Source organism: Xanthomonas translucens pv. undulosa (genome assembly GCF_017301775.1).
GTDB lineage: Bacteria > Pseudomonadota > Gammaproteobacteria > Xanthomonadales > Xanthomonadaceae > Xanthomonas_A > Xanthomonas_A translucens.
This window is the reverse complement of record NZ_CP063993.1, coordinates 1,385,428-1,411,429: the sequence shown is the minus strand read 5'-3', so window position 1 is coordinate 1,411,429 and position 26,002 is coordinate 1,385,428. Positions and strand designations below refer to the sequence as shown.

General features: G+C 68.8%; 26 protein-coding genes, 1 tRNA gene and 1 other RNA gene. 20 read left to right on the top strand and 8 right to left on the bottom strand.

Features of this window, described 5'->3' with window-relative positions; genetic code table 11:
- Nucleotides 1–12: 12 nt before the first annotated feature.
- From moaC to ISN38_RS05805, 3 genes are read left to right on the top strand one after another with little or no spacing between them, the layout of a single operon-like run.
- Nucleotides 13–528 carry a cyclic pyranopterin monophosphate synthase MoaC gene (gene moaC / locus ISN38_RS05815; protein WP_047324595.1) on the top strand — a complete coding sequence of 172 codons (516 nt, stop codon included), beginning with the start codon at nucleotides 13–15 and terminating at the stop codon, nucleotides 526–528.
- Nucleotides 525–770: a MoaD/ThiS family protein gene (locus ISN38_RS05810; protein ID WP_003468589.1), complete on the top strand. Its 246-nt coding sequence runs from the start codon at nucleotides 525–527 to the stop codon at nucleotides 768–770. The genes moaC and ISN38_RS05810 overlap by 4 nt, the downstream gene beginning before the upstream one ends.
- A 3-nt stretch (nucleotides 771–773) precedes the next feature.
- Entirely contained in the window at nucleotides 774–1,202 is a 429-nt protein-coding gene (locus tag ISN38_RS05805) for a molybdenum cofactor biosynthesis protein MoaE (RefSeq protein ID WP_003468598.1), read from the top strand.
- Between the two features lie 97 nt (nucleotides 1,203–1,299).
- On the opposite strand, the gene ffs is transcribed toward ISN38_RS05805, so the two are convergent.
- Nucleotides 1,300–1,396: signal recognition particle sRNA small type (ffs, locus tag ISN38_RS05800), an RNA gene on the bottom strand.
- 335 nt (nucleotides 1,397–1,731) lie between these two features.
- On the opposite strand from ffs, the gene ISN38_RS05795 reads away from it, so the two are divergent.
- Both ISN38_RS05795 and xopP read left to right on the top strand, forming a co-directional pair.
- Nucleotides 1,732–1,878 (top strand): hypothetical protein, encoded by a 147-nt coding sequence (locus tag ISN38_RS05795; protein WP_155522248.1) that lies wholly within the window; start codon nucleotides 1,732–1,734, stop codon nucleotides 1,876–1,878.
- Nucleotides 1,879–2,211: 333 nt separating this feature from the next.
- A complete protein-coding gene (gene xopP / locus ISN38_RS05790) occupies nucleotides 2,212–4,356 on the top strand; it encodes a type III secretion system effector XopP (protein ID WP_058358976.1) in 2,145 nt (714 codons plus the stop codon).
- Between the two features lie 196 nt (nucleotides 4,357–4,552).
- On the opposite strand, the gene ISN38_RS20795 is transcribed toward xopP, so the two are convergent.
- Both ISN38_RS20795 and ISN38_RS05785 read right to left on the bottom strand, forming a co-directional pair.
- A complete protein-coding gene (locus tag ISN38_RS20795) occupies nucleotides 4,553–4,873 on the bottom strand; it encodes a DUF6538 domain-containing protein (protein ID WP_425509977.1) in 321 nt (106 codons plus the stop codon).
- An 81-nt stretch (nucleotides 4,874–4,954) separates the two neighbouring features.
- Nucleotides 4,955–5,047: transfer RNA gene (locus ISN38_RS05785), tRNA-Ser, on the bottom strand.
- A gap of 234 nt (nucleotides 5,048–5,281) precedes the next feature.
- Here ISN38_RS05785 and dnaX point away from each other — a divergent pair.
- From dnaX to ISN38_RS05765, 4 genes are all read left to right on the top strand, one after another.
- A complete protein-coding gene (dnaX, locus tag ISN38_RS05780; RefSeq protein ID WP_058358977.1) occupies nucleotides 5,282–7,147 on the top strand; it encodes a DNA polymerase III subunit gamma/tau in 1,866 nt (621 codons plus the stop codon).
- A 6-nt stretch (nucleotides 7,148–7,153) separates the two neighbouring features.
- Complete coding sequence (locus ISN38_RS05775; RefSeq protein ID WP_003479775.1) at nucleotides 7,154–7,474, top strand: YbaB/EbfC family nucleoid-associated protein; 321 nt, start codon at nucleotides 7,154–7,156, stop codon at nucleotides 7,472–7,474.
- A gap of 159 nt (nucleotides 7,475–7,633) precedes the next feature.
- The gene (gene recR, locus ISN38_RS05770; RefSeq protein WP_003479776.1) at nucleotides 7,634–8,248 is read left to right on the top strand and encodes a recombination mediator RecR; all 615 of its coding nucleotides are present in this window, start codon (nucleotides 7,634–7,636) and stop codon (nucleotides 8,246–8,248) included.
- 77 nt (nucleotides 8,249–8,325) lie between these two features.
- A complete protein-coding gene (locus tag ISN38_RS05765; protein WP_003468608.1) occupies nucleotides 8,326–8,673 on the top strand; it encodes a histidine triad nucleotide-binding protein in 348 nt (115 codons plus the stop codon).
- Between the two features lie 105 nt (nucleotides 8,674–8,778).
- Here the strand turns inward: ISN38_RS05765 and ISN38_RS05760 are convergent, their stop codons facing one another.
- Genes ISN38_RS05760 through ISN38_RS05745 form a run of 4 tightly spaced genes read right to left on the bottom strand, consistent with a single transcriptional unit; the run spans nucleotide 8,779 to nucleotide 13,160 of the window.
- On the bottom strand, nucleotides 8,779–9,306 hold the full coding sequence (locus ISN38_RS05760) for a Slp family lipoprotein (RefSeq protein WP_003468610.1): 528 nt from the start codon (nucleotides 9,304–9,306) through the stop codon (nucleotides 8,779–8,781).
- Nucleotides 9,303–11,252, bottom strand: a complete 1,950-nt coding sequence (locus ISN38_RS05755) for a transglutaminase TgpA family protein (protein ID WP_047324596.1) — start codon at nucleotides 11,250–11,252, stop codon at nucleotides 9,303–9,305. The genes ISN38_RS05760 and ISN38_RS05755 overlap by 4 nt, the downstream gene beginning before the upstream one ends.
- Nucleotides 11,245–12,201, bottom strand: a complete 957-nt coding sequence (locus tag ISN38_RS05750) for a DUF58 domain-containing protein (protein ID WP_047324597.1) — start codon at nucleotides 12,199–12,201, stop codon at nucleotides 11,245–11,247. Before ISN38_RS05750 ends, ISN38_RS05755 begins: the two co-directional genes overlap by 8 nt.
- 5 nt (nucleotides 12,202–12,206) lie before the next feature.
- Nucleotides 12,207–13,160 carry an AAA family ATPase gene (locus tag ISN38_RS05745; protein WP_003468773.1) on the bottom strand — a complete coding sequence of 318 codons (954 nt, stop codon included), beginning with the start codon at nucleotides 13,158–13,160 and terminating at the stop codon, nucleotides 12,207–12,209.
- A 37-nt stretch (nucleotides 13,161–13,197) separates the two neighbouring features.
- Between ISN38_RS05745 and ISN38_RS05740 the strand changes: the two genes are divergently transcribed.
- Genes ISN38_RS05740 through ISN38_RS05730 form a run of 3 tightly spaced genes read left to right on the top strand, consistent with a single transcriptional unit; the run spans nucleotide 13,198 to nucleotide 17,934 of the window.
- Complete coding sequence (locus tag ISN38_RS05740) at nucleotides 13,198–15,045, top strand: ArnT family glycosyltransferase (RefSeq protein ID WP_058361544.1); 1,848 nt, start codon at nucleotides 13,198–13,200, stop codon at nucleotides 15,043–15,045.
- Nucleotides 15,046–15,091: 46 nt separating this feature from the next.
- On the top strand, nucleotides 15,092–16,087 hold the full coding sequence (locus ISN38_RS05735) for a glycosyltransferase family 2 protein (protein ID WP_206712103.1): 996 nt from the start codon (nucleotides 15,092–15,094) through the stop codon (nucleotides 16,085–16,087).
- Nucleotides 16,084–17,934 (top strand): glycosyltransferase 87 family protein, encoded by a 1,851-nt coding sequence (locus ISN38_RS05730; protein ID WP_053008577.1) that lies wholly within the window; start codon nucleotides 16,084–16,086, stop codon nucleotides 17,932–17,934. Before ISN38_RS05735 ends, ISN38_RS05730 begins: the two co-directional genes overlap by 4 nt.
- 13 nt (nucleotides 17,935–17,947) lie before the next feature.
- Here ISN38_RS05730 and ISN38_RS05725 read toward each other — a convergent pair whose 3' ends face one another.
- Entirely contained in the window at nucleotides 17,948–18,520 is a 573-nt protein-coding gene (locus tag ISN38_RS05725) for a Maf family nucleotide pyrophosphatase (protein ID WP_003468795.1), read from the bottom strand.
- Nucleotides 18,521–18,646: 126 nt separating this feature from the next.
- On the opposite strand from ISN38_RS05725, the gene ISN38_RS05720 reads away from it, so the two are divergent.
- The 8 genes from ISN38_RS05720 to ISN38_RS05685 all read left to right on the top strand — a co-directional run bounded on the left by ISN38_RS05720 (nucleotide 18,647) and on the right by ISN38_RS05685 (nucleotide 25,937).
- Entirely contained in the window at nucleotides 18,647–19,156 is a 510-nt protein-coding gene (locus ISN38_RS05720) for a YceD family protein (RefSeq protein ID WP_003468797.1), read from the top strand.
- A 104-nt stretch (nucleotides 19,157–19,260) separates the two neighbouring features.
- Complete coding sequence (gene rpmF, locus ISN38_RS05715; protein WP_003468798.1) at nucleotides 19,261–19,455, top strand: 50S ribosomal protein L32; 195 nt, start codon at nucleotides 19,261–19,263, stop codon at nucleotides 19,453–19,455.
- A gap of 96 nt (nucleotides 19,456–19,551) precedes the next feature.
- Entirely contained in the window at nucleotides 19,552–20,535 is a 984-nt protein-coding gene (locus ISN38_RS05710) for a beta-ketoacyl-ACP synthase III (RefSeq protein ID WP_206712102.1), read from the top strand.
- 347 nt (nucleotides 20,536–20,882) lie between these two features.
- Nucleotides 20,883–21,827 (top strand): ACP S-malonyltransferase, encoded by a 945-nt coding sequence (gene fabD, locus ISN38_RS05705; protein WP_003468801.1) that lies wholly within the window; start codon nucleotides 20,883–20,885, stop codon nucleotides 21,825–21,827.
- Nucleotides 21,828–21,889: 62 nt separating this feature from the next.
- Complete coding sequence (fabG, locus tag ISN38_RS05700; protein ID WP_003468804.1) at nucleotides 21,890–22,633, top strand: 3-oxoacyl-ACP reductase FabG; 744 nt, start codon at nucleotides 21,890–21,892, stop codon at nucleotides 22,631–22,633.
- Between the two features lie 154 nt (nucleotides 22,634–22,787).
- Nucleotides 22,788–23,027: an acyl carrier protein gene (gene acpP, locus ISN38_RS05695; protein ID WP_003468806.1), complete on the top strand. Its 240-nt coding sequence runs from the start codon at nucleotides 22,788–22,790 to the stop codon at nucleotides 23,025–23,027.
- Nucleotides 23,028–23,156: 129 nt separating this feature from the next.
- Nucleotides 23,157–24,392 (top strand): beta-ketoacyl-ACP synthase II, encoded by a 1,236-nt coding sequence (fabF, locus tag ISN38_RS05690; RefSeq protein WP_047324599.1) that lies wholly within the window; start codon nucleotides 23,157–23,159, stop codon nucleotides 24,390–24,392.
- 195 nt (nucleotides 24,393–24,587) lie between these two features.
- A complete protein-coding gene (locus ISN38_RS05685) occupies nucleotides 24,588–25,937 on the top strand; it encodes an aminodeoxychorismate synthase component I (protein WP_206712101.1) in 1,350 nt (449 codons plus the stop codon).
- The last annotated feature ends 65 nt before the right edge of the window (nucleotides 25,938–26,002 follow it).

The window sequence follows — 26,002 nt, the reverse complement described above, 5'->3', positions numbered from 1 at the left end:
GCAGTGCAGCCTATGAGCGAAGAAAAGGTCAAATACGCCGTCGCGGCGAGCAAGAGGCTGACCCATCTGGACCCGCAGGGGCTGCCGACGATGGTGGACGTCTCGGCCAAAGCCGTCACCGCACGCGTCGCCGTGGCCGAGTCGCGGGTGCGCTTTCCCGTGGCGGTGGCCGCGCAATTGCGCGCCGACGCGCTGCGCAGCGCCAAGGGCGGCATCGTCGACACGGCGGTGATCGCCGGCACCATGGCGGTCAAGCGCACCCACGAACTGATCCCGTTCTGCCATCCGCTACCTATCGACGGCTGCCGCTTCGCGATCGACTGGGCCTCGCCGCAGGTGCTGCGCATCGAATGCACAGTGCGCACCGTGCACCGCACTGGGGTGGAGATGGAGGCGCTGACCGGCGCCAGCATCGCTGCGCTGACCGTCTACGACATGTGCAAGGCGCTGACCCATGCGATGACGATCGGCCCGGTACGGCTGCTCGGCAAGCGTGGCGGCAAGCGCGACGTCGGGAGCGCGGCATGAGCGTGCGCGTGACCGTGCTGTATTTCGCCAGCCTGCGCGAGGCGGCGGGGATCGAGCGCGAACAGGTGCAGACCGCCGCGGCCGACCTGCGCGCGTTGTATGCCGAACTCGATGCGCGGCACGGCCTGCGCTGGCCGTCGCAGCGTTTGCGCGTAGCCGTGGACGGCGCCTTCGTGGGCTGGGACGACGCGCTGCGCGAGGGCAGCGAGGTGGTGTTCATTCCGCCGGTCTCGGGAGGTTGACCGATGTCCGACACGCACCGCTTCCATCTCGCCGACCGCGCCCTGGACATCGCCGCGCTGCGCGCGCCGCTGGCGCATGCGCAGGCCGGCGCCTACGCCAGTTTCGAAGGCTGGGTGCGCGACCACAACGACGGCCGCGCGGTCGATGGCCTGCGCTACGAAGCCTACGCGGCACTGGCCGAGGCCGAAGGCCGGCGCATCGCCGACGAAGCCCTGGCCCGCTTCGACATCCTCGACCTGCGCTGCGTGCATCGCGTCGGCGACCTGGCGATCGGCGACCTGGCGGTCTGGGTGGGCGTGATCGCGGCGCACCGCGACGCCGCCTTCGGCGCCTGCCGCTACGTCATCGACGAGGTCAAGGCGCGGGTGCCGATCTGGAAACACGAGCGCTACCGCGAGGGCGACGCCGGCTGGTTGCATCCGGAGGCGTAGGGCTGTGCCAGCCGCGACACGGCGGACGAGCAGGCGCGAACTGCGCATAAGCGCATAAGCGGCCTGCTGCGCTTGCGTTTCAGGATTTAGGGTGGCGACCCCGCCGGCTGACCTCGGCGCCCGCGTCGATCGATACCGTTGCTGCCTTCCGGCCCTGGCGGAGTTTTCGACCTAGCGTCGCGAGGGGCCGACGGGGCCACCATAGAGACGAAACCGCGCCAGCGGCGCGGTCTTTCCCCTTGAACGCTTTCGCCGGCGGCGACGCAATTCTGCGAGGGAAGCGCAATTCGAATCTGGCGGAGAGAGGGGAGGTGCTGATCCCGATCCAACGTCCTGACTCTCCTACAGCACGCAAACCAGAGATGTCTCCTGACTTGCGAGGCGCCATTGTAGCTGGTCTGGCATGTTTGCCGCTAGCCTCCAAGTAGATGGGCAGCGCCGTCCATGATTTGTCTGTAGCGCTGCGCTCAGGCGTCGCAGAGATAGGACGCAGATAGCACTCAAGTTCGGAAATGAAATGAAACGGATCATGAACCTGGTCTCGCTGCCCCATCAACTTCAGCTCGACCCTGTTTCAGGTGGCTTCGTATCAGGCACCAGCCATTCGCCTAGCATGCGAACGGCGCAGCATTCGGTGGTTTACTTAGGCATCGGCTTGGCGCCCATCGACCAGTGAGTGAGTAGCGAACTGCTTGCGTTGAAACGGCGATCACAGGCACCACAGAGGTATCGCTGCGGATGCGTCAGCCACGATCGCATGTTGAAGAAGGGCAGGGCTGATCCAACATCGCGCGATGCAGGTGCTGCGACATGCAGCGTGATCCGGCAAGCGGACTGAGCGCTATGACGCACATAAAACGCGTATTGCACCACGCCGCGGCACCGCGCGTCTTCGCTGACTTGCCAGGCCTTTCCGTGCAACACCACCAAGATCAAAGCACATCCCGAGAACGGGCGCATCTGTACGTCATGCGCGTAGCAATTGAATGGCAATATCAGAGGATGCGCCGTGCCTAAAGTCAGAACGACCAAGCAGACCCCACTGGATCCTTCGCAATCCACGCAATCTGCACCGATCCACCCGGACCCGGGGGCAACGGCAAGTGCGTCTACCGACGTTGTGGCGACCTCCGCGCAACTCAGTGGGCTTGCCATCAGGCCGCCGAGGCCGGTCAGAGCGTCCAGAACCAATGCCCCAGCGGCATCGTCCGCCAACGCCAGGGATGTCAGTGCGGCGCTCTTTGCCCCGACGCCTGCCTCGCAAGGACCAGATCCTTTCGAAGTATTGACCAATGCCTTGTCGAGGCTGGAACTGTTCAACCACTTGGCAACAAACGTAGCGCCGACCGATCCGGCGGACACAAAGGTCCTGGAAGCAAGACTCAGGCCCGGCGCATCCGCCATCAAATCCGCTCGACAAGGGTTGCAGGCGCTGGCCGAGCTGAAGATGCGACAACGGTTGCCGCTCGACCAAGTCGAATATCACGAGAGTAAGTTGGTTTCGCATCTCGCACGAGCTGCAGCGCTGAACTATGATTTGTGCCGAAAGATAATCAAGGAGAAGATGGCCAAGGAATTGGGCTATGTGCAAACGGAAGGGGTCGCTATGGTGGCGTTGCCTCGCGAAGCCATCCTTCTGCAACAGCCGGAATCATGGCTTGCGTTACGCGCTCATCTTCTTGATGCCATTGCAGCATTGGAGGAAGTTTGCCGACGCATCAAGTCGCCGATGACGGATCAAGCGCCGCCCGACTGGCTCAAGGGCCAGTTGCAGCTCATCATGGCGACGATAGGAAGTTGCCACGCTGTGATGCAGACCGTCCGCGGAGTGATCTTCGAAATACATTCAAAGAAACTCTGCGTTCAGGCCAGCGATTGCGGCCTACCACAGGTGCTAGACCGACTGAGGGAGATTGCAAAAGTCGGCAGCTATATGGACGCCGAGTTGGGCGAAGCGCTCGAAGAACTGATGAATGTCCATCTCGAACGCCTGTCCTCAACCGAGCACTCGCTTACACCGGAGAGGCTGGCCATGCACAAAAGCCTCATTGCCGAATACGCCGAGATTCGTGACCGAGTGGGGATGCAGCTGTGTGTCGATGCTGCCGCGCTCATCGAGGAAGGGAATCATTCCAGAGATCATCTATGGCCGACCATGCTTGAACTCGCAACGGCGCTCTCCGATCAACGCCAGGCGTTGCTTGATCTGTGTCAGTTCGCTGTCCATGACAGGCAGCTGATTGGCGCAGCGAAGGCCCCGACCGAACAAGCATCCGCATCAGTGACGCCACGATTATCGATAACGACACCAGGCGAATCGTCCAAGTCACGCAAGGTTCGCAATGAGACGCCCGGTGCCTCCAGCTCGACGGCAGTGCCCGCACGGCTGGCAAACGATGATCGCAGCGCAGCGCAGAAACAGAGCGACGAGGTGCTGAGAGGTACCCCCTTGGAGCCGTCACTTGTGGCGGAGCTCGGGGGGGATTTCATCAAGATCGCCAAACACCTTGGCAAGGACACCACAAACGTAGAGCGACTGATCGGCGATGCCAGGCATGACGCTGCGACGGCCTTCGATTTTGCCAGGACCTCCATGCAGAGCTGGTTCGGATCGAAAGAGCGTCTGCTGCAACTCAGAAGCAAGCTCCCCAGGCGAGACCAACGCATCGCGCAACTCGACACGCGGTTGCGTCTTCTGCAGACGATCGAGCACGATTTCGATCAGCGCGAAGCCGATGCGCTCAAGACCGATCCGCAGCCGCGCGCGCCGCATTTGCAGCGCTTGTTGGCACTGAAGGGACTGGCACGCGTCGCGACTCCGAACCGCCTTCCCTCGGAGGGCGACCGCGGCAACCGTGGCAGGCTGTTCGAAGTGCGTATCGACCACACGCCGCAGTCGAATGGCAACCTCCCTGCGCCCTGGTTCGTACACCTGCATACCGAAAACCTGGTAACCCCCGCTGCGCTGCGCTCGCTTCCCTATAAGGACTTTACCGCTGTCCACCTCAAGACGGCGAGGGAGGTGAACTTGGGCTCACGTTGGGAAGAAGTGATGCGCGCACTCGGGAACACCGATGCCAAGGTGCACCGGGCAACGATTGGCGTCAAGCTGCTCGGCCAGCTTTGGGCGGCTGGCTCTGGTGGACAGAGGTAACTGGCTCGACCAACCGGCTGGACCGGCCAGCCTTTCGTAAACACCTAAGAGCCATAACATAATTCAGGCAATCGAGGAGGTCCTGCATGAGCGGCAAGCGATATACGGATGAGTACAAGATCGAAGCGATCAAGCAGCCCAACTCTGAGTCTTGCGATAGAGCCGCACATCTTTTTCGTTGTCGATCTGCCAGCGCTCACTGACGGTGCCGTCTGGTGCTTGGGCGACGATGAGGGGTTAGATCTTTCTGACTCTCGGTACGGGTCCAGCGCTCAACGAGCGCATCCACATCCTTGGTGCTCATCCGGTCCATCGACAGTCCCCGAACTGCGTTGAAGACCTGAGCATAGCTCGACGCAAGCCTGATTGCTTGGATCTGCGCTTGTCGCAGTTCGGTGGTTCGAAGCGTCCGCTTGATGACCCATCTCCCAAGCCTGGCTTGGAGGTCAAGGGGCACTCTTTGTCGGAAAGACCATCGGCCAGAGGCGGAGCGAATCAAATGATGGGGAATTCTCATCGGGATGTGTCCCGATTTGTGCCCCGTTTAAGATCTTGTCAGATTGCAAAGACCCCTGTAAAAACAGGGGATTGCGTAATCTGGCGGAGAGAGGGGGATTCGAACCCCCGAAGCGCGGTTTAGACGCTTACACACTTTCCAGGCGTGCTCCTTCAACCACTCGGACACCTCTCCGGGTCTGCCGGCGCGAGGTAGCCGACGGCAGGGGCGGGATTCTAGCCGTCGCGGGCGCGGTTAACAAGGAGATCGGCCTGCGGAGGCCGGACCTGCTGCCAGCGTCTGTTCCCGCTTGCGGAAGAATGCCGATCGGCGCCCGGGCTCCTGGCGCCCGTCCGGCTGCCGCTCCCACTGAACGATCGACGCGGCGTGGCATGGCACAATGGTGGTTCAGATGAAGACGGTTGCCTGATGTCCTATCTCGTTCTCGCCCGCAAGTGGCGCCCCAAGCGTTTTGCCGAGCTGGTGGGGCAGGAGCACGTGGTCCGCGCGCTCACCAATGCGCTGGACAGCGGGCGCGTGCACCACGCGTTCCTGTTCACCGGTACCCGCGGCGTCGGCAAGACCACTATCGCGCGGATCTTCGCCAAGTCGCTGAACTGCGAGCAGGGCACCAGTGCCGACCCGTGCGGGCAGTGCCCGGCGTGCCTGGACATCGACGCCGGCCGCTACATCGACCTGCTGGAGATCGACGCCGCGTCCAATACCGGCGTGGACGATGTGCGCGAGGTGATCGAGAATGCGCAGTACATGCCCTCCCGCGGCAAGTACAAGGTGTACCTGATCGACGAGGTGCACATGCTGTCCAAGGCAGCGTTCAACGCGCTGCTGAAGACGCTGGAAGAGCCGCCGGAGCACGTCAAGTTCTTGCTGGCCACCACCGACCCGCAGAAGCTGCCGGTGACGGTGCTGTCGCGCTGCCTGCAGTTCAACCTCAAGCGTCTGGACGAGGAGCAGATCCAGGGGCAGATGACCAGAATCCTGGCCGCCGAGCAGATCGAGGTCGATGCCTCGGCGATCGTGCAGCTGGCCAAGGCCGCCGACGGCAGCCTGCGCGATGGCCTGTCGCTGCTCGACCAGGCCATCGCCTACGCCGGCGGCGCGCTGCGCGAGGACGTGGTGCGGGCGATGCTGGGCACGGTCGATCGCACCCAGGTCGGGGCGATGCTCGAGGCGCTGGCCGATGGCGACGGGCAGCGCCTGCTACAGGTGGTCGCCGGGCTGGCCGAGTTCTCGCCGGACTGGGGCGGGGTGCTGGAAGCGCTGGCCGAGGCCTTGCACCGGATCCAGGTGCGGCAACTGGTGCCGGGCGCGGCGGTGGCCGGCCTGGACGGGCTGGACCCGGCGCCGTTCGCCGAGCGCCTGCGTCCGGAAATCGTGCAGCTGTGGTACCAGATGGCCTTGAACGGTCGTCGCGATCTGTACCTGGCGCCGAGTCCGCGCGCCGGGTTCGAGATGGCGGTGCTGCGCATGCTGGCGTTCCGCCCGGCGGGCGCCGCGCCGTTGCCGGCCGCGTCCGGGTCGGGCACGACGACGGAAGGTCGCGCGCCTGCGGCACCGGTAGCCGCGGCCCCTGCTGCCGCTTCGGCAAGCGCTGCCGCGGCGCCCGCGCCCGCCGCACCGATGATGGCGCCGACACCGACACCGACACCGCCTGCGACCGCTGCCAAGCCGACACCCGCACCTGAACCGGTCGCGGCGCCCGCCGTGCTCGACCCGCCGTGGGAAACCGAGGCATCGGCACCTGCGCAGCCACCGCCGCCGGTCGTGAACACGGCGCGGGCCACGCCAGCACCTGCGTCTTCGCCCGAGCCGGAAATGGCGATGGTGCCGCCGCTGGCCGTCGCTGAGCGCACGCCGTCCGACTACGCCGCACCGCGCGTGCTGCACGCAGCCGAGGACTGGCTGGAACTGGTCGCCGATTGCGGCCTGACCGGGCCGTCGCGGCAGCTCGCCGCCAACGCGGCCTTCGTCAGCCATGCCGACGGCGTGCTGCGGCTGTCGTTGTCGCCGGGCTTCGAATATCTGCAATCCGAGCGCTCGCTCGGCGAACTGGCCGCGGCGCTGGCCGACGCGCTGGGCAGCCGGCCGAAGATCGTGATCGAAAGCGGCATCGCGGTCGATGCCGAGACCCTGCACGAGCGCTCGCACCGGCAACGCGGCGAGCGCCAGAGCGCGGCCGAAACCGCGTTCCTGCAAGACCCGGCGGTGCAAGCGCTGATCCAGCAGCAAGGCGCGCGGGTCGTGCCCGATTCCATCCGCCCTTACCAAGAGTAATCAAGCATGCGTGGAAACATCGCCCAATTGATGCAGCAAGCGCAGAAGATGCAGGAAAACCTGCAGCGCGCGCAGGAAGAACTGGCCCAGCTGGAAGTCACCGGCAGCGCCGGCGGCGGCATGGTCAGCGTGACCCTGACCGGCGCCAAGGAATGCCGCAAGGTACGCATCGATCCGAGCATCCTCTCCGACCAGGAGATGGCCGAGGATCTGATCGCCGCCGCCTTCAACGATGCGTCCAACAAGATCGACGCCGAGTCCAAGTCGCGAATGGGCGCTGCCACTGCCGGCATGCCGATCCCGCCGGGCATGAAGCTGCCGTTCTGAAGCCGGGACTCGGGACTATGAAGCCGGGACTCGGGACTCGGGACTGGGGACTCGTAGAAGCGGGTCGTTGCACGCGTCGCCTTTCAGGACATGGCACTGCGATCAGGTCCTAACCCCGCGTCGCTTTTTCGAGTCCCGAGTCCCGAGTCCCGACCAACAATGAGCTCCTCCCTGCTAGAACAACTCATCGACGCATTCCGCGTGCTGCCCGGCGTCGGCCAGAAGTCGGCGCAACGCATGGCCTATCACGTGCTCGAGCGCGAGCGCGAAGGGGGGCTGCGCTTGGCGAACGTGCTTGCCGAGGCGGTGGAGAAGGTCGGCCACTGCACGCAGTGCCGCGATTTCAGCGAGACCGAGCTGTGCGCGATCTGCGCCAGCGCCAGTCGCGACCGCCAGCAGTTGTGCGCGGTGGAGTCGCCGGCCGACCGCCTGGCGATCGAACACGCCACCGGCTACCGCGGGCTGTACTTCATCCTGCAGGGCCGGCTGTCGCCGCTGGACGGGGTCGGCCCGCGCGAGCTGGGTCTGGATGGACTCGCTGCGCGGCTGGCGCAGGGCGAGATCGCCGAGTTGATCATCGCCACCAATTCCACCGTCGAGGGCGAGGCCACCGCGCATTACCTGGCGCAGCTGGCGCGCCGGCACGGGGTGCGCCCGAGCCGCTTGGCGCAGGGCCTGCCGCTGGGCGGGGAGCTGGAGTACGTGGACCGCGGCACGCTGTCGCACGCCTTCGGCAGCCGCAACGAGGTCCCGCGCGGCGGCGCAGGCGAGTAGCGGCACACCTGGCAATGGCTGCGCGCCGCCGAATTGGGCTATAACGACTGCCCCTTTTCCGCTGTGCGAGCCGGCCCATGGAAACCATCTTCGGCAAGATCATCCGCCGCGAAATTCCCGCGAGCATCGTGTACGAGAACGACGACGTGCTCGGCTTCAAGGACATCGCGCCGCAGGCGCCGGTGCACGTGCTGTTCATTCCCAAGCAGGTGGAGATCCACACGCTCGACGACCTGGCGCCGGAACAGGCTCCCCTGGTCGGCAAGCTGGTGCTGGCCGCGGCCGCCTATGCGCGCGAGCAGGGCCTGGCCGAGGACGGCTACCGGGTGGTGATGAATTGCCGCGAACATGCTGGGCAGACCGTGTTCCATCTGCACCTGCACCTGCTGGCCGGGGCGCCGCTGGGCCGTTTCGGCACGCCCTGAGCGGCCGCAGCGGCGCGAGGTGCCGCTGCGCTGCCGGGCAAACGGAAAACGCCGCTTTTCAGCGGCGTTTTCTTCTCCATCATGACACAGCGCGTGCCAGCCGGCTTACCACCAGCCGCTGCCCCAGCCCCAGCGCGGACCCCACGGATCCCACGGGCCATACGGACCGTAGGGGTAGGCGGGGACCACGTCGACCTGGCGCACTACCGGCCACAGGTAGACCACGTCGGCGTCGATCTTCGGCAGGCGGTAGTCGTACTCGCCGATGCGGGTGTTTTCGTAGCCGGACACGTGGCCGATAAAGGTCACCTCGCGGCCCGGTTCGAAGACCGCCGGATCGTAGAAGCCGGCGCGGCAGGCGACGAAGCGGCCGTCGCTGGCGTCTGCCGCGTCGCTGTCCGGACGGCCACTGGCGCTCAACGGCCGCGACAGGATCTGGAAGCAGGTTTCGCCCTGGCTGGGCTTGGTCTGGATGATCTTGCCGCCCCAGCGCACCGAGGCGCCGACCTGCTGGCCGGCAACCGAGTCGCGCGGGGTGACGGTGGCGAATTGGCCTTGCAGCGGCTTGGGCGCGGTCGCGCAGGCGCCCAGGGCAAGCACCGCCATGACGGGGAACAGCAATCGGATCTTCATCGAGATGCTCCGGTATGCGGACGGTGCCTGCGCAGGTCGCGCAACAATGAAGCGCTGTCCGAATCCGCGCCAGCGTAGCGCGAATCGGCGAAACGTTGGCTGAGCGAAAGCAACGCGTTTGCCTCCATCGCCTGGTGGACACGCTGCGCCCACGCCAGCGCCGGTTCGTGCGCCGCGCGGCCCAGGCCGAGCCGGGCGTAGCGCCGGCCCAGCCGGCGCCAGGCGCGCAGCAGCGGGTCGCGCTCGCGTTCGCCGCGGGCCAGCAGCCAGGTCATCCAGCCCAGCAGCAGCGTGGCGAAGCCGGCGAACAAGGCGACCAGCTGCGCCGGCTCCAGCTTGGCGATGCCCAGCTCGCTCAGCAGCCGCTGCTGGCGGTTGGCGTCGAACGACAGCACCAGGTCGTTCCAGCCGCGGCGCAGCCAGTCGCCGACGTCGCGCAGCTGCCAGTCGGCGCCGCCGCCCTGGGCGCCGGCATTGTTGCCGAGGCGGTCTTCCAGGGTGTCGTAGATGCGTTCCGGGGCGACTGCGGCGGTCGGGTCCACGCGCACCCAGCCGCGTTGCGCCAGCCAGACCTCGGCCCAGGCATGGGCGTCCATGCGCCGCACCACCCAGTAGCCGCCGAACGGATTGCGGGTGCCGCCGGCATAGCCGGTGACCACGCGCGCGGGGATGCCGGCGCCGCGCATCAGCACCACGAAGGCGGAACTGAAGTGCTGGCAGAATCCGGCCTTGTGCTGGAACAGGAATTCGTCGACGCCGTTGCGGCCGGGCAGCGGCGTCTCCAGGGTGTAGGCGAAGTCGCGGCGGATCCACTGCAGCGCGCGCGCCACGATCGCGGCGTCGTCGGCGCCGGCCTGTTGCCGCCATTGCCGGGCCAGCGTCAGTGTGCGCGGGTTGTAGCCGGGCGGCAGCGCCAGCGCGCGCTGGCGTTGCGCCGGCGCCAGTTCGGTCTCGAAGCGCAGCGGCGGCGCAGAGCGCAGGCGCCAACGGGTCAGCGCGCCGAGCGGGCGTTCGCTGTGCAGCACGTAATCGGCGGAGAGGCGGGTGCTTTCCGGCACCTGCAGCGGCAGGTCCAGCGCGACCAGCTGGCGGCGGTCGGTCGGCTCCACTTCGATCAGGTAATCCCACGCGGCCGCACCGGTCTGCACCGCCGGCGCCGGCAGGTATGCGTTGCCGCGTTGCGCACGCCAGGTGCTGCCATCGAAATCCCACAGCACCGGCCCGCGCCAGTAGCGCTGCGCCGGCGCCGGCACGCGGCCGAAGAACTGCACGCGCAGCGCCGGGGTGTCGTCGGCCATCAGGTCCAGCCACTGGCCCGGGCTCATCGTGTCCGACAAACCAGGCCGCGCCAGCGCGCGTTCCGGCACGCCCCACAGCGGCGAGCCCAGGCGCGGGAACAGCCAGAACGCGGCCAGCGCCAGCGGCAGGCCCAGCGCCAGCAGCCGGCCGACACCGCGCAGCTGGCCGCGTAGCGGCGGCGCGGTGCTGTGCCCTTCCTGGTCGGCCAGGCGCTGCATACACAGCAGCGCGGCGATCACCGCGGCCAGCCCCAGCAGCATCGTGATCGGCCCCTGGTCGAGCAGGAACGCGGCGAACGGCGCGAACAGGGCGAAGCCGAGCAGGCTGCGCGCGTCGCGCAGCGTCTTCAGTTCCGACGGCTTGATCGCCAGCATCGCCGCGAGCATGGCGCAGCCGGTGTCGCGGCCGAAGCGCATGCCGACCTGCCAATAGATTGTTCCCAGCATCGCCGCCACCAGCAGCAGGCGCAGCGCGGCCGGCAGCGGCCGCCAGGCCGAGCTGGCGCCGATCAGCAGCGCGGTGGCCGCGAACAGCAGCGCCAGCGCGGCGGGCAGCTGCAGCAACAGCGGCAGCAGCGCCAGCAGGCCGGCCGCGAGCGCCCAGTGGCGGCTGGCGTCGCGCAGTGCGGGCGAGCGCGACTCAGCCATGCGGCAGCAGCGCCAGCGCGCGCAGGCACAGATGTCGATGTTGCGGGCCGCGGCCCGGACCCAGTGGCGGCTGTCCCGGCAGCAGCAGGCGGTAGCGGCGGCCGTCGCGCTCGGCCTCGTTGACCCAGCGCGCCAGCCGCGCGATGCGGCGTTCGTAGGGCAGCGCCGGCAGGCTGCGCCAGTCCAGCACCACGTCCACGCCGATCGGGCGTTCGTATTCGCGCACCAGCAGGGTGTCGCGGCGCGCGGAGTGCTTCCAGGAGATCGCGCGCGGCGCATCGCCGGCACGGTACGGGCGCAACTGCTGCAGTTCTTCGCCGAGCGCGTGCAGCCGGGTCTGGGTCGGGCTGCCGTCGCCGTGCGGCAGCGGCGGCCCGTCATGTTCGGGTTGCGGATAGACCAACAGCGGCGCGTCCGGCCAGAACCAGGCCCAGGCGCGCAGCAGGCCCAGCGGCTGGGTGGTGGAAATGCGGATGCGCTGCAGGTCGAGCCAGCCGCGGCGTTCGGTGGGCAGTTCCAGATCGACTTCGTTGCCGCCGTCGCCGTGCAGGTCGATGTAGGTGTGCCGGTCGGCATGCGCCACGCGCAGGCCGCGCCGCTGCCGGGTGTCGTTGGCGGCCAGCGCCAGGCGCAGCCGCAGCGGCGTGCCGGCTGCGACCGGCTCGGCCGACAGCGCGTCCAGGCGCAGTCCCGACAGCTGCAGGTGCGCCGCGATCGCGCTGGCGATGGCGGCCGTGCCGAGCAGCAGCGCCAGCAGCAGGGCGGGGTTGTTGTTGTAGTTCAGCGCGCCGAGCAGCATCGCGCCGAGCAGCAGCGCCAGGAAGCCGCCGAACGGGGTGGGCAGGATGTAGATCCGGCGCCGGTCCAGGCGCACCGGCAGCGGCTCGGGATCGCGCGGCCGCGCCAGCCGTGCCAGCGCCTGCCGCCACTCGCGCAGCCGTGCCCGCATCGGCCTCAGTCCACCGCCACGCTGTGCAGGATCGCCTTGGCCAGCGCTGGCCCGGAGGCCGATTCCTGTTCGGCCACCAGGCGGTGCTCGGCTACCGCCACGAACAGCGCCTGCACGTCCTCGGGCAGCGCATGCGCGCGGCCGAGCAGCAGCGCGTGCGCCTTGGCCGCGCGCAGCAGCGCGATGCCGGCGCGCGGCGACAGGCCCACGCGCACGCCCGGATGCTGGCGGCTGCGCGCGAGCAGCGCCTGCACGTAGCCGACCAGCGCGTCGCTGGCGTGGATCTGCTCCACGCTGCGCCGCAGCGTGGCCATGTCGGTGTCGCTGAGTTGCGGCCGCGCCTGTGCGATCAGGTCGCGGCGGTCGCGGCCGCTGAGCAGCGCGCGTTCGGATTCGGCGCTGGGATAGCCCAGCGCCAGCCGCAGCAGGAAGCGGTCCAGCTGCGAGTCGGGCAGCGGGAAGGTGCCCGACAGGTCCACCGGATTCTGCGTGGCGATGACGAAGAACGGTGCCGGCAGCGGATGCGTCGTGCCGTCCAGGGTGACCTGCTGTTCGGCCATCGCTTCCAGCAGCGCGCTCTGCGTGCGCGGCGGCGCGCGGTTGATCTCGTCGGCGAGCAGCACGTGGGCGAACACCGGGCCGGGATGGAACTGGAACTGGCGCGATTGCGCGTCGTACACCGATACGCCGAGCACGTCGGCCGGCAGCAGATCCGAGGTGAACTGCACGCGCTGGAAGCTCAGGCCCAGGCTCGCCGCCAGCGCATGCGCCAGCGTGGTCTTGCCCAGTCCGGGCAGATCCTCGATCAGCAGATGTCCGCCGGACAGCAGCGCGACAAACGCCATGCGCACCTGTTGCGGCTTGCCCAGGACCAGCGCATTGACCTGCTGCTGGGCCTGCACGAGCGCCTCGCGCAGCGTATCGGTTAGCATTTCCGGCAAGCGGGGCGGAGTAGGCATCGCATTCTCGCAACGGGTTTAGGGGAGTCTAAGGGCAATGCAAGGCGAACAACGTGCACGCAACACCTTCATGGTGCTGTGGACGCTGGTCACCGCAGCCAAGCTGCTGGTGGCCGCGCGTCTGCCGTTGTTCGTGGACGAAGCGTTCTACTGGCAGGAAGGCCAGCACCTGGCCGCCGCCTACTCGGATCTGCCCGGATTGACCGCCTGGCTGGCGCGGCTGGGCGTGGCGCTCGGCGGCGATCACCTGCTGGCGCTGCGCGCGCCGTTCCTGCTGCTGTCGGCGCTGATGCCGTGGCTGATCGCGCGCATCGGCACGCGCTGGTTCGGCGCGGTGGCCGGCTGGCGCGCAGGCAGCCTGACCTTGCTGATGCCGCTGTCGGGTACGCTCGGCATCCTCGCCTTGCCGGACGTGCCGATGGCGCTGGCGACGATCCTGTGCATGGACGCCAGCGCCCGGCTGCTGCGCCAGATCGATGCGATGAGCGCGGTGGAACTGGCGCTGGGCCTGACTCTGGGCGCGCTGAGCCATTACCGCTTCGCCGGGGTGATCGGGGTCGGCGCGATCGCGCTGCTGCTGATCCCGCAGGGCCGGCGCATGCTGCGCGATCCGCAGGTCTGGGTGGCGCTGGCGATGGGCATCGTCGCCTGGCTGCCGCTGCTGGCCTGGAATGCCGACAACGGCGAGGCCGGGGTCAAGTTCCAGCTGATCGATCGGCACCCCTGGAGCTTCCAGCCCGGCGGCATCGCCTTCGTACTGATCCAGGGCTTGTTCGTCACGCCGCTGCTGGCGGTGGCGATGTGGAAGGTGGCGCTGGTGGCCACGCGCGGCGGCGGCAGTGGCGGGGCGCGCGTGCAGTGGCGCTATTTCGGCCTGCTCGGCGGCGTGTCCACGCTGGGCATCTTCCTGCTCGGCTTCTTCACCGATGCCGAACGCATCAGTTTCCATTGGCCGCTGCCGGGTTATCTGGCCTTGCTGATCGCCGCGCCGGTGATCCTGCACGGCTGGCCGAAACCGCTGCGCCGCGCGACCTGGCTGCTGACCGGGATCGGCCTGATCGGCGCGTTCGGCTATTACCTGGCGGTGTCGGTGCCGTCGGTGCGCGAGCATGCCGCCGGCGACAAGGACTACCCGCGCAACTTCGCCGGCTGGAAGCCGTTGGCCACCGCGGTGCGCGGCGAGCTGGCGGCGATGCCGGCGGGCACGCAGGTGCTGGCGGACAATTTCAAGGTCGGCGCCGAACTCGGCTTCGAACTGGGCGATGCCGACATCCAGGTGCTGCCGCATCCGTTGAACGACAAGCACGGGCGCAGCGCGCAGCTGCGCCAGTGGGGCCTGCTCAGCGACGGCCGCCGCGACGGGCCGCGGCTGCTGGTGCTGTCGCCCAGCGACATGAAGTACCGCTTGCTGCTGCAGCGCTACCACGCGCTCTGCGCGCTGGTCGGCCCGTTGCCGCCGCCGAAGGTGGTATCCAGCGACCACGGTAGCCAGCGCTTCCTGCTGTTCGCGCTGCCGGCGCAACGCCCGCCCGGGCCATGCACGACGCCGGCGATGGCCTGGTTCAACACGCCGGACGTGGGCGGCAAGGTAGCGCCCCATTTCGAGGTCTCCGGTTGGGCGTTCAAGGACGGCGTTGGTATCGCCCGGGTCGAGGTGTTGCTCGATGGCAAGGTCGTCGCGCAGGCGCGCTATGGCGAGGCCTACGACGTCACCGCGTTCTGGAAGATCTCCACCGATCCGGGCCATCCCAACGTCGGCTTCCGCGCCGAACTCGATGCCAGCGGTTTGGCGCCGGGCACGCATTGGCTCGGCCTGCGCCTGCATGGCCGCGACGGCAGCGTCGAGGATTGGTGGGAACAGCCGATCGAACTGCGCCGCCGCTAGCATGGCGCGCCTTTCCACGCCCGCCGCACAGGACCGCCCGCCGCCCATGCCGCGCCTTTCCTCTGCCCACGCCGCGACGATGCCGCGGATCGCGGTACTGGTGCCCTGCCACAACGAAGCGGCCACGATTGGCCAGGTGGTCGCCGCGTTCGCCGAGCAGCTGCCGACGGCCAGCATCCACGTGTTCGACAACAATTCCAGCGACGCCACCATCGAGCGCGCACGCGCCGCCGGCGCGCAGGTGCGCGAAGTCGTATTGCCGGGCAAGGGCAACGTGGTGCGGCGCCTGTTCGCCGATGTCGATGCCGACGTGTACGTGCTGGTCGATGGCGATGCGACCTACGACGCGGCGATGGCGCCGGCGCTGGTCGAGCGCCTGCTGCGCGACGGGCTGGACATGGTGGTCGGCGCGCGGCGCGGCGACGCGGCCGCCGCCTATCGCGCCGGCCACCGCCTCGGCAACGTGCTGCTGACCCGCTGCGTGAGCTTCCTGTTCGGACGCAGCTTCGACGACATGCTGTCCGGTTACCGGGTGTTCTCGCGGCGCTACGTGAAGTCGTTTCCCGCGCATGCCGCCGGCTTCGAGACCGAGACCGAACTGGCGGTGCACGCCCTGCAGTTGCGCATGCCGGTGGCGGAAGTGGCCACGGCCTACGGTGCGCGGCCGCAAGGCTCGCAAAGCAAGCTGCGCACCTGGCACGACGGCATGCGGATCCTGCTGACCATCCTGCGCCTGTTCAAGGCCGAGCGGCCGTTGCGGTTCTTCTCGCTGGGCTTCGGCGCCTGCGTGCTGCTGGCGCTGGTGCTGGCGGTGCCGCTGGTGGTCACCTATGTGCATACCGGCCTGGTGCCGCGCTTCCCGACCGCGATCCTGTGTTCGGCGCTGGTGTTGCTCGGCTTCCTGTTGCTGGCCTGCGGCCTGATCCTGGATACGGTCACGCGTGGCCGGGTCGAGGCCAAGCGCCTGGCCTATCTGGCGATCCCGGCGCTGCCGTTGCGTTCGCCACCGCTGGGTCCCAGCGCCGAAGACGACAACGCATGAGTGCGGCAAGCGCCGCAGCGCCGCGTCCGCCGCGCCGCCAGCGGCTGCTGCGCGCGCTGGATCGCCGCTTCGCCTTCCACCGCCGCGGCAATGTGATCGCCGCCGGCCTTGCGGTCGCGCTGCTCGGCGGCCTGCTGTCGTTGCTGCTGGGCCAGGACGCCAACTGGGACCTGCGCAATTACCACCTGTACAACGGTTATGCCGCATTGCACGGCCGCCTCGGCGTGGACCTGGCGCCGGCGCAGTTGCAGAGCTACTTCAATCCGCTGCTGGACGTGCTGCACTACGCGCTGATGAGCGGCCTGCCGGCGCCGCTGGCGGGCTTCGCGCTGGGCGCGTTGCACGCGCTGGCGTTCCTGCTGCTGGCCGGCATCGCCTGGCAGGTGCTGGATCCGCGCCTGGACCGGGCGCGGCTGGCGCCGTGGCTGGCCCTGGCCGGCATGTGCAGCGCCGCGTTCCTGTCCGAATTCGCCGGCACAATGGCCGACAACAGCAGCGCGCTGCCGGTGCTCGGCGCGCTGCTGGCCGCGCTGCACGCGCAGCGCCGGCAACAGGCGGCCGGGCAGGGCGTGGCGGTGGCGTGGTGGGCGCTGGCCGGTGCCTTGCTGGGCCTGGCGCTGGCCTGCAAGCTGACCAATGCGCTGTTCGCGCTCGCGCTGGGCGTGGCCGCGCTGGCCGCGGGCGGGCGAGCGCGGCAACGCATCGGCGGCGCCGCGGTGCTGAGCGTGGTCACCGTGCTCGGCTTCGCGGTCCTGGCCGGGCCGTGGCTGCTGGGCGTGTGGAAGGCGTTCGGCAACCCGCTGTTCCCGCAGTTCAACAGCCATTTCCTGGCGCCGCTGGCGCAGCCAGTCGCGCTCAGCGATACGCGCTGGCTGCCGCAGGGCTGGCTGCAGTGGCTGAGCTGGCCGCTGCACTTCTCGCTCGCGCCGAACCGGGTCAGCGAGGTCGCCTTGCGGCAGATCGTCTGGCCGTTGCTGTACCTGGTCGGCCTGGCCGCGCTGCTGCGGGTCGCGCTGCGCCGGCCACCCCGGCCCGCGGCGGCCAGCGACGTGGTCGCGCCGGCATGGCGCGCGTTGCTGGTGTTCTTCGTGGTCGCGTACCTGGCCTGGCAGTCGGTCTTCAGCATCCAGCGCTACCTGGTGGTGCCGGAGCTGTTGGCGCCGCTGGTGCTGTGGGTCGGGCTGCGGTGGCTGCTGCCGGCGCGCATCGCCGCGCCGGCGGCGCGCTGGACGCTGATCGCCTGCGCGCTGGTTGCCGTGCAAGGCTGGGGCGACTGGGGCCACGAGCGCTGGGCGCGCGCGGCGTTCCGGGTGCAGGCGCCGCCATTGCCGCAGCCGGCGCGCAGCCTGGTGCTGCTGGTCGGCGACGTGCCGCAGTCGTGGCGCATCCCGTTCTTGCCGGCGCAGGCGGTGTACGCGTCGGTGGCGTCCAATTTCCCCGAATCGCCGGCCTATGCCGAGCGCGTGCGGGCGATGCTGGCCGAACGCGGCCAGGGCTATGCGCTGTTGCCGGCGACGGTGGATCGCAACGTCGCGCGCTTGCAGCGGCTCAATGCCCTGGCCGTGCGCCTGGGCCTGGACCGGGGGCCGGACTGCCGGCTGATGCGGCGCCTGGCGCACCGGCCGGTGCGCGCGGGAGTGACCGAGCGTGATGGCCGCTGCCAGTGGACGATCCTGCCGGAACGGGCCATCGACATCACCGCCGGCGACCGCGCGGCGCGGGCCTTGGCCGACCAGCAACTGGCCGGCTACGGCCTGGCCTTGCAGCCGGAGACGTGCGCGGTCTACGCATCCTGGGTCGGGCAGGCGCGCTTCCCGTACCAGTGGTGCCGGGTGAGCCGGCGCTGACCGCGGCGCGAGTTCAGGGCAGCACGTAGCCGGCTTCGCGCAGCAGCCCGGCCAGGCCGATCAGCGGCAACCCGACCAGCGCGGTCGGATCCTGGCTATGGATCGCGCTGAACAGGCTGATGCCCAGGCCTTCGCACTTGAAGCTGCCGGCGCAATCCAGCGGCTGCTCGGCGGCGACGTAGCGGGCGATCTCCGCGGCCTGCAGCACGCGCAAGCGCACTTCGGTCAGGTCGCACAGCTGCAGCGCCCGCTCGCCGCGCAGCAGGCACACCGCGGTATGGAAACGCACGCTGCGCCCGGACATTGCCGCCAGTTGCGCGTGTGCGGCGGCGACATGGCCCGGCTTGCCCAGCGGCTGGCCGTCGAGTTCGGCGACCTGGTCCGAGCCGATCACCCAGGCATCGGTGGCGCCAGCGGCCACCGCCGCGGCCTTGGCCCGCGCCAGGCGCTGGGCCAGCGCCAGCGGCGCTTCGCCCGGCAGCGGCGTCTCCTCGACCTGTGGGCGCACGCTGTCGAAGGGTAGGCGCAGGCGCTGCAGCAGTTCGCGGCGATAGACGGAGGTTGAGGCCAGGATCAGGCGCGGCATCGGCGAGGTCGGGCAGGGCGGTGCGGGCGCCGGGGCCGGCAGTCTGCGGCGTTGCGCGCGGCCGGGCAAGCAGGATGACGGAACGGTTTGACAGCGCCCACGGCAGTCCTTAACATTCTGCGGCTTATGTCCGCGAACGTGCCCGAACTGTTGGATGCCTGGCGGATGGTCGCAGCGCGCAGGGTCTTCGAAGACCGCCTGCCGCTCTCGGCGATGACCCGTCTGCAAGGCAGTCTGGCCGATACCGAAGGCGAATGCCGCTACACGCTGGAATTCGGCCGCGACGCTGTACTGCAAGTGTCCTACGTCGAACTGACGCTCGAAACCGCGCTGCCGCTGATCTGTCAGCGCAGCCTGCAGCGCTTCCTGCTGCCGGTGGCGAGCGTGCAGCGGCTGGGGCTGATCCGCAGCGAGGCCGAAGAGGCCGCGCTGCCGCCGGAGTACGAGGCCTTGCTGGTGCCGGACGACGGTCAGCTGCGGCCCGCCGATCTGGTCGAGGACGAGTTGGTGCTGGCGGTTCCGCTGGTGCCGGTGGCGCCCGGAAGTGAGGCGGTCGAACAGGACTGGCCGGCGACCGAGGAAGAGGTGAGCAAGGCCAACCCGTTCGCGGCGTTGGCGGCGCTGAAGAAACAGTAGCGGTCGGCCCGCCGGCCCGCTGCCTTGAAGGTTGTTGCCGGACGCGCGCGTCCTGCGCGACGTAATGACGACAGATGTAAACGAACCGAGTTTGGAGCAATCCCATGGCTGTGCAGAAATCCCGTGTCACCCCGTCCCGCCGCGGCCAGCGCCGTTCGCACGACGCCCTCAGCGCCAAGCAGCTGTCGACCGACCCGACCAGCGGCGAGATCCACCTGCGCCACCACATCACCGCCGACGGCTACTACCGCGGCAAGAAGGTGATCGTCACCAAGACCTCGCAGGTCGAAGAAGATTGATTTGTGCCCGTCCCTCGCGCCGCGGCGGACGGAGTCACCCATCTTCACAGGCCGCGCCCGCGCGGGCGGCCTGCGTAACAGGCAACAGGAATCAGCATGAGCAAGCGGATCTATTCCAGGATCGCGGGCACCGGTAGCTATTTGCCTGAAAAAGTGTTGACCAACGACGATCTGTCGCACATGGTCGATACCAGCGACGAATGGATCCGCAGCCGTACCGGCATCCGCGAGCGGCACATCGCCGCACCGGGCCAGACCGCCGGCGACCTCGGCTACGAAGCCGCATTGAAGGCGATCGAGGCCGCCGGCATCGAAGTCGCCGCGCTCGACATGATCGTCGTCGGCACCACCACCCCGGATTTGATCTTCCCGTCCACCGCCTGCCTGATCCAGGAGCGGCTGGGGGCAGTCGGTTGCGCCGCGCTGGACGTCAACGCCGCCTGCTCGGGCTTCGTCTACGCGCTCAGCGTGGCCGACAAGTTCATCCGTTGCGGCGACGCCAGGACCGTGCTGGTGATCGGCACCGAAACCCTCAGCCGCATCGTCGACTGGACCGAGCGCACCACCTGCGTGCTGTTCGGTGACGGTGCCGGTGCGGTGGTCCTGCGCGCCGATGCCGACACCGGCATCCTCAGCACCCATCTGCATGCCGACGGCAGCAAGAAGGAATTGCTGTGGAATCCGGTGGGCATCGCCACCGGGCTCGGCGACGGCACCGGCGATGCCTCTGCCGGCGGCATCCAGATGAAGGGCAGCGAGGTGTTCAAGTACGCGGTCAAGGCGCTGGACGCGGTGGTCGACGAGACCCTCGACGCCAATGGCTTGAACAAGGGCGACCTGGACTGGCTGATCCCGCACCAGGCCAACCTGCGCATCATCGAAGCCACCGCCAAGCGCCTGGAGCTGTCGATGGAGCAGGTGGTAGTGACGGTGGATATGCACGGCAACACCTCGTCCGCCTCGGTGCCGATGGCGCTGGACGTAGCGGTGCGTTCCGGCCGCGTGCAGCGCGGCCAGCTGCTGCTGCTGGAAGCCTTCGGTGGCGGCTTCACCTGGGGCTCGGCGCTGCTGCGCTACTGAGTCCGGGTATTCCCCGGCATGGCGCCAGGCGCGTCATGGCCGGCGGCGGGGGCGGGCGCGTCGCGCGCCGCTCCGAATCACAGAACCTCGTTGCGACCCCTGCCCGCAGGCGCCGACCTGGCGCATGGCCGCGGCGTTGCGGCGTGCGCGATCCAGCTGCGCGAGGGCATGCGCCGCAGGTCGTCGTGCGGGTGCGCGCAGCGCTGCCGTGGCCTGCGGCGGCGGCCCGCAGCGGGTGTGGCGTTTGCCGTGGCCGCGGTCGCCCGGCGGCGCACATACGCCCGGGTACAGACGCACGGCCGGTTTCGCCCGTATCATCGCCGCTCGATTTTTGCAGGCGCATCCGCGTGACCGATTCCACACTTGCCTTCGTGTTCCCCGGCCAGGGCTCGCAATCGCTGGGCATGCTGTCCGACCTGTCCGAACTGCACCCGCCGCTGCGCGACAGCTTTGTCGAGGCCTCCGACGGCGCCGGCGTCGATCTGTGGGCGCTGACCCAGGGCGGCCCCGAGGAAATGCTCAACCGCACCGAATACACCCAGCCGGCGCTGCTGGCGGCGAGCGTGGCGCTGTGGCGGTTGTGGCAGGCCCAGGGCGGCGCGCGTCCGGCGCTGCTGGCCGGGCACAGCCTGGGCGAATACAGTGCGCTGGTCGCGGCCGGCGCGCTGTCGCTGCACGACGGCGCCCATCTGGTGCGCCTGCGCGGCCAGCTGATGCAGGACGCGGCCCCGGCCGGCGTCGGCGCGATGGCCGCGGTGATCGGCGCCGAGGACGCGCTGGTCGAGGAAGTCTGCGCGCAGGCCGCCGGCAGCCAGGTGGTGGTCCCGGCCAACTACAACGCGCCCGGCCAGGTGGTGATCGGCGGCGACGCGGCGGCGGTCGACCGCGCGCTGGCGCTGCTGGCCGAGCGCGGCGTGCGCAAGACGGTGAAGCTGGCGGTCAGCGTGCCCTCGCACACGCCGCTGATGCGCGAGGCGGCCAACCGCCTGGCCGAGGCGATGCGCGGCCTGGCCTGGCACGCGCCGCAGCTGCCGGTGGTGCAGAACGTGGATGCGCAGGTGCACGACGGCGTCGATGCCATCCGCCAGGCGCTGGTCGAGCAGTTGTACCTGCCGGTGCGTTGGACCGGCTGCGTGCAGGCGCTGGCCGCGCGCGGCGCCACCCGCGTGGCCGAATGCGGCCCGGGCAAGGTGCTGACCGGGCTGATCAAGCGCATCGACAAGTCGCTGGACGGGCGCGCGCTCGCGACCCCGGCCGACTTCGCCAGTGCGCTCGAGGCCTGGGCCGCCTGATCGCGCCGCCACCTCCTTTCCCCCCGGCGCTTCGCGCGCCGTCCTTCCCCAAGGAACAGCAGATGAGCAAGCCATTGCAGGGCGACGTCGCCCTCGTCACCGGCGCCAGCCGCGGCATCGGCGCGGCCATCGCCGACACGCTGGCCGCGCAGGGCGCCACCGTCATCGGCACCGCCACCTCCGCCTCCGGCGCGCAGGCGATCGGCGAGCGGCTGGCCGTCCACGGCGGTCACGGCCGCGCGCTGGACGTCACCGACCCGGCCGCGGTCGAAGCGCTGATCGAGGCGATCGGCAAGGAATTCGGCGCGGTCTCGATCCTGGTCAACAACGCCGGCATCACCCGCGACAACCTGCTGATGCGGATGAAGGAAGAAGACTGGCAGGCGATCATCGACACCAACCTGACCAGCGTGTTCCGCACCTCCAAGGCGGTGCTGCGCGGCATGATGAAGGCGCGCAAGGGCCGCATCGTCAACATCGCCTCGGTGGTCGGCGTGACCGGCAATCCGGGCCAGGCCAACTACGCTGCGGCCAAGGCCGGGATCATCGCCTTCTCCAAGTCGATGGCCAAGGAAATCGGCTCGCGCGGGATCACCGTCAACGTGGTCGCGCCGGGCTTCATCGACACCGACATGACCAAGGCGCTGCCCGAGGCGCAGCGCAACGCGCTGCTGGGGCAGATCGCGCTCGGCCAGCTCGGGCAGCCGGCCGACATCGCCAACGCGGTGGCGTTCCTGGTCGGCCCCGGCGCCGGCTACATCACCGGAGAGACCCTGCATGTGAACGGCGGGATGTACATGCCGTAAGCCTGCGGCGCAAGGACGGCGCCTAAGTGGCTGATCGATGGGCGTTTGTGCAGGCATGCAAGCGCCGGGCGGTTTCCACTACACTATCCAACGCGGCCATCGCAGCCCGATGGCGTATTCGAACCACCACTACTCCATCTGGAGCGATATCCCAATGAGCACCATCGAAGAACGCGTCAAGAAAATCGTCGTCGAACAACTCGGCGTCAAGGAAGAAGAAGTCACCAACAGCGCATCGTTCGTCGATGACCTCGGTGCCGACTCGCTGGACACCGTCGAGCTGGTGATGGCGCTGGAAGAAGAGTTCGAGTGCGAGATTCCGGACGAAGAAGCCGAGAAGATCACCTCGGTGCAGCAGGCCATCGACTACGTCAAGTCGCACGTCAAGAGCTGATGCTCCGTTCTCGATCGCGATCGGCGCCTGCGTGGGTCCGGTCCGCGTGACAATCCCATGGGGCCGCGCTTGCGGCCCTGTGTTTTTACAGCGTCAACGCCGCGCGTACTGCGGCGAGGAGATTTCGCAATGAGCCGTCGCGTCGTCATAACCGGCATGGGCCTGGTGTCGCCGTTGGGCAATGACCTGGCCAGCAGTTGGGATGGAATCGTCAACGGGCGTTCCGGTATCGGCCCGACCACGCAGATCGATGCGTCGCAGTTCACCACCAGGATCGCCGGTGAGATCAAGGATTTCGATCCGACCAAGTTCATGTCCGCCAAGGACGTCAAGAAGATGGATTCGTTCATCCACTACGGCGTCGGCGCCTCGTTCATGGCGCTGGACGATTCGGGCCTGGTGATCGACGACAGCAACGCCGAACGCATCGGCGCGATCCTCGGTTCCGGCATCGGCGGCCTGTTCGGCATCGAGGAGCAGACCATCAAATTCCACGAGGGCGGCGCGCGCAAGATCTCGCCGTTCTACGTTCCCAGCACCATCATCAACATGCTGCCGGGGCAGGTGAGCCTGATCAAGGGCCTGAAGGGGCCGACCTTCTCGGCGGTGTCGGCCTGCGCCACCTCCAACCATTCGATCGGCACCGCGCTGCGCATGATCCAGCACGGCGATGCCGACGTGATGCTGGCTGGCGGCGCCGAGCGCGGTTCCGCGCCGACCTCGGTCGGCGGTTTCTGCGCGATGAAGGCCATGTCCACCCGCAACGACGATCCTGCTGCCGCCTCGCGGCCGTGGGACAAGGGCCGCGACGGCTTCGTGCTCGGCGACGGCGCCGGCGTGCTGGTGCTGGAAGAATACGAACACGCCAAGGCGCGTGGCGCGCGCATTTACGCCGAGCTGGTCGGCTTCGGCGCCAGTTCCGACGCGTTTCACATGACCGCCCCGAGCGAGGACGGCGAAGGCGCCGCGCGCAGCATGCTGGCCGCGATCAAGGACGCCAAGCTCAACCCCAAGCAGATCGATTACCTCAACGCGCACGGCACCTCCACGCCGCTGGGCGACCTGGCCGAAACCCTGGCGATGAAGCGCGCGCTCGGCGACCACGCCTACACGACCATGGTCAGCTCGACCAAGTCGATGACCGGCCATCTGCTCGGCGCGGCTGGCGGCGCCGAAGCGATCTTCTCGGTGATGGCGCTGCACACCGGCATCATTCCGCCGACGATCAACCTGGAAGAACCCAGCGAAGGCTGCGATCTGGACTACGTGCCGAACGTGGCGCGCGAGAAGAAGATCGACGTGGCGATGTCCAATGGGTTTGGCTTCGGCGGGACCAATGGGACGTTGGTGTTCAGGCGGCTTTGAGATTGGCTGAGTCGGGACTCGGGACTCGGGACTCGTAGAGCTTAGCCGCTTGTTTGCATTGCGATCCGTTGATTCTCGGCTTGTTTTTTTCTGATGCGGGAAAGGTGCCTGCACGACGGGGATGACGCTTCCGGCGTTTCGCCGCCGTTCGCATGGCGGCGTCGCATCACCTCCCATCCTTCCGCCGGATTTCCGATGCTGCGTACCGTTCCCCTGCCGGCCGATACCGATCTGCTGGCGCTGCACCGCCTGGCGCCGCAGCGCTATCCGTTGCTGCTGGAATCGGCGGCGTCGGGGACCGCGCAGGGTCGCTGGGACCTGCTGCTGATTGCCAGCGGTGAGGGCCTGCGGCTGGACCGTGATGGGGTCGCCCGCGATCTGCACGGCGCGGTGGTCGAAGGCGATTTCCTGGCCGCGCTGGACGCGCACTGGCAGGCCGAACGCTGCGCACGCGACGAACCGCGCTTGCCGTTCCGTGGCGGCTGGGCGCTGCTGCTGGATTACGAGCTGGCGGCGCAGGTGGAGCCAGTGCTGCAGTTGCCGCGGGGGCAGGCGGCGACGCCGACAGCGCTGGCGTTGCGCTGCCCGGCCGCATTGCTGCGCGACCACGCCAGCGGCGAGTGCGTGGCGCTGGCGGAAACCGCGCATGCGGCGCTGCTGGACGCGGCACTCGCCGACTTGCAGGCGGTGCCCGCCGCCGCGCCGCTGCCGGCCTGGACCGCGCCGCTGGCGCTCGACGAAGACCCGCCGCAGCGCTTCGTCGATGGCGTACGCCGCATCCTCGATTACCTGCGCGCCGGTGACGTGTTCCAGGTCAACCTGTCGCGGCGCTGGTCGGCGCGCTTCGCCGCCGCGCTGGACCCGGCGGCGCTGTACGCGCAGCTGCGCCGCGCCAATCCGGCGCCGTTCGCCGGCCTGTTCGCCAGCCATGGCCGCGCCGTGGTCAGTTCCTCGCCGGAACGGCTGGTGTCGGTGCGCGGCGACGTGGTCGAGACCCGGCCGATCGCCGGCACCCGTCCGCGCGCGCGCGGCGACGACGAGGCCGCGCGCATCCGTGAGCTGGTCGGTCACCCCAAGGAACGCGCCGAACACGTGATGCTGATCGACCTGGAGCGCAACGACCTGGGCCGGGTCTGCGCGCCGGGCAGCGTCGAGGTCGACGAGCTGATGACGGTGGAGAGCTACGCACACGTGCACCACATCGTGAGCAACGTGCGCGGGCGGCTGCGCGCCGGGGTCAGTCCCGGCGACGTGATCCGCGCCACCTTCCCCGGCGGCACCATCACCGGCTGTCCCAAGGTGCGCTGCATGCAGATCATCGCCGAGCTGGAACAGACCCCGCGCGGCGCCTACACCGGCGCGTTCGGCTGGCTCAACCGCGACGGCGACATGGACCTGAACATCCTGATCCGCACCGCCGAAGTGGCCGGCGCGCACGCGCATTTCCGCACCGGCGCCGGCATCGTGGTCGATTCGCAGCCCGAGCGCGAACTCGACGAGACCCGGGCCAAGGCGCGCGGCCTGCTGCGCGCGCTGGAACCGTGAGCGGCACGGTCGCGATACCGGCCGATGCCGGCCGCGCGGTATCCTGCACCCCGTTGAATTCGCTT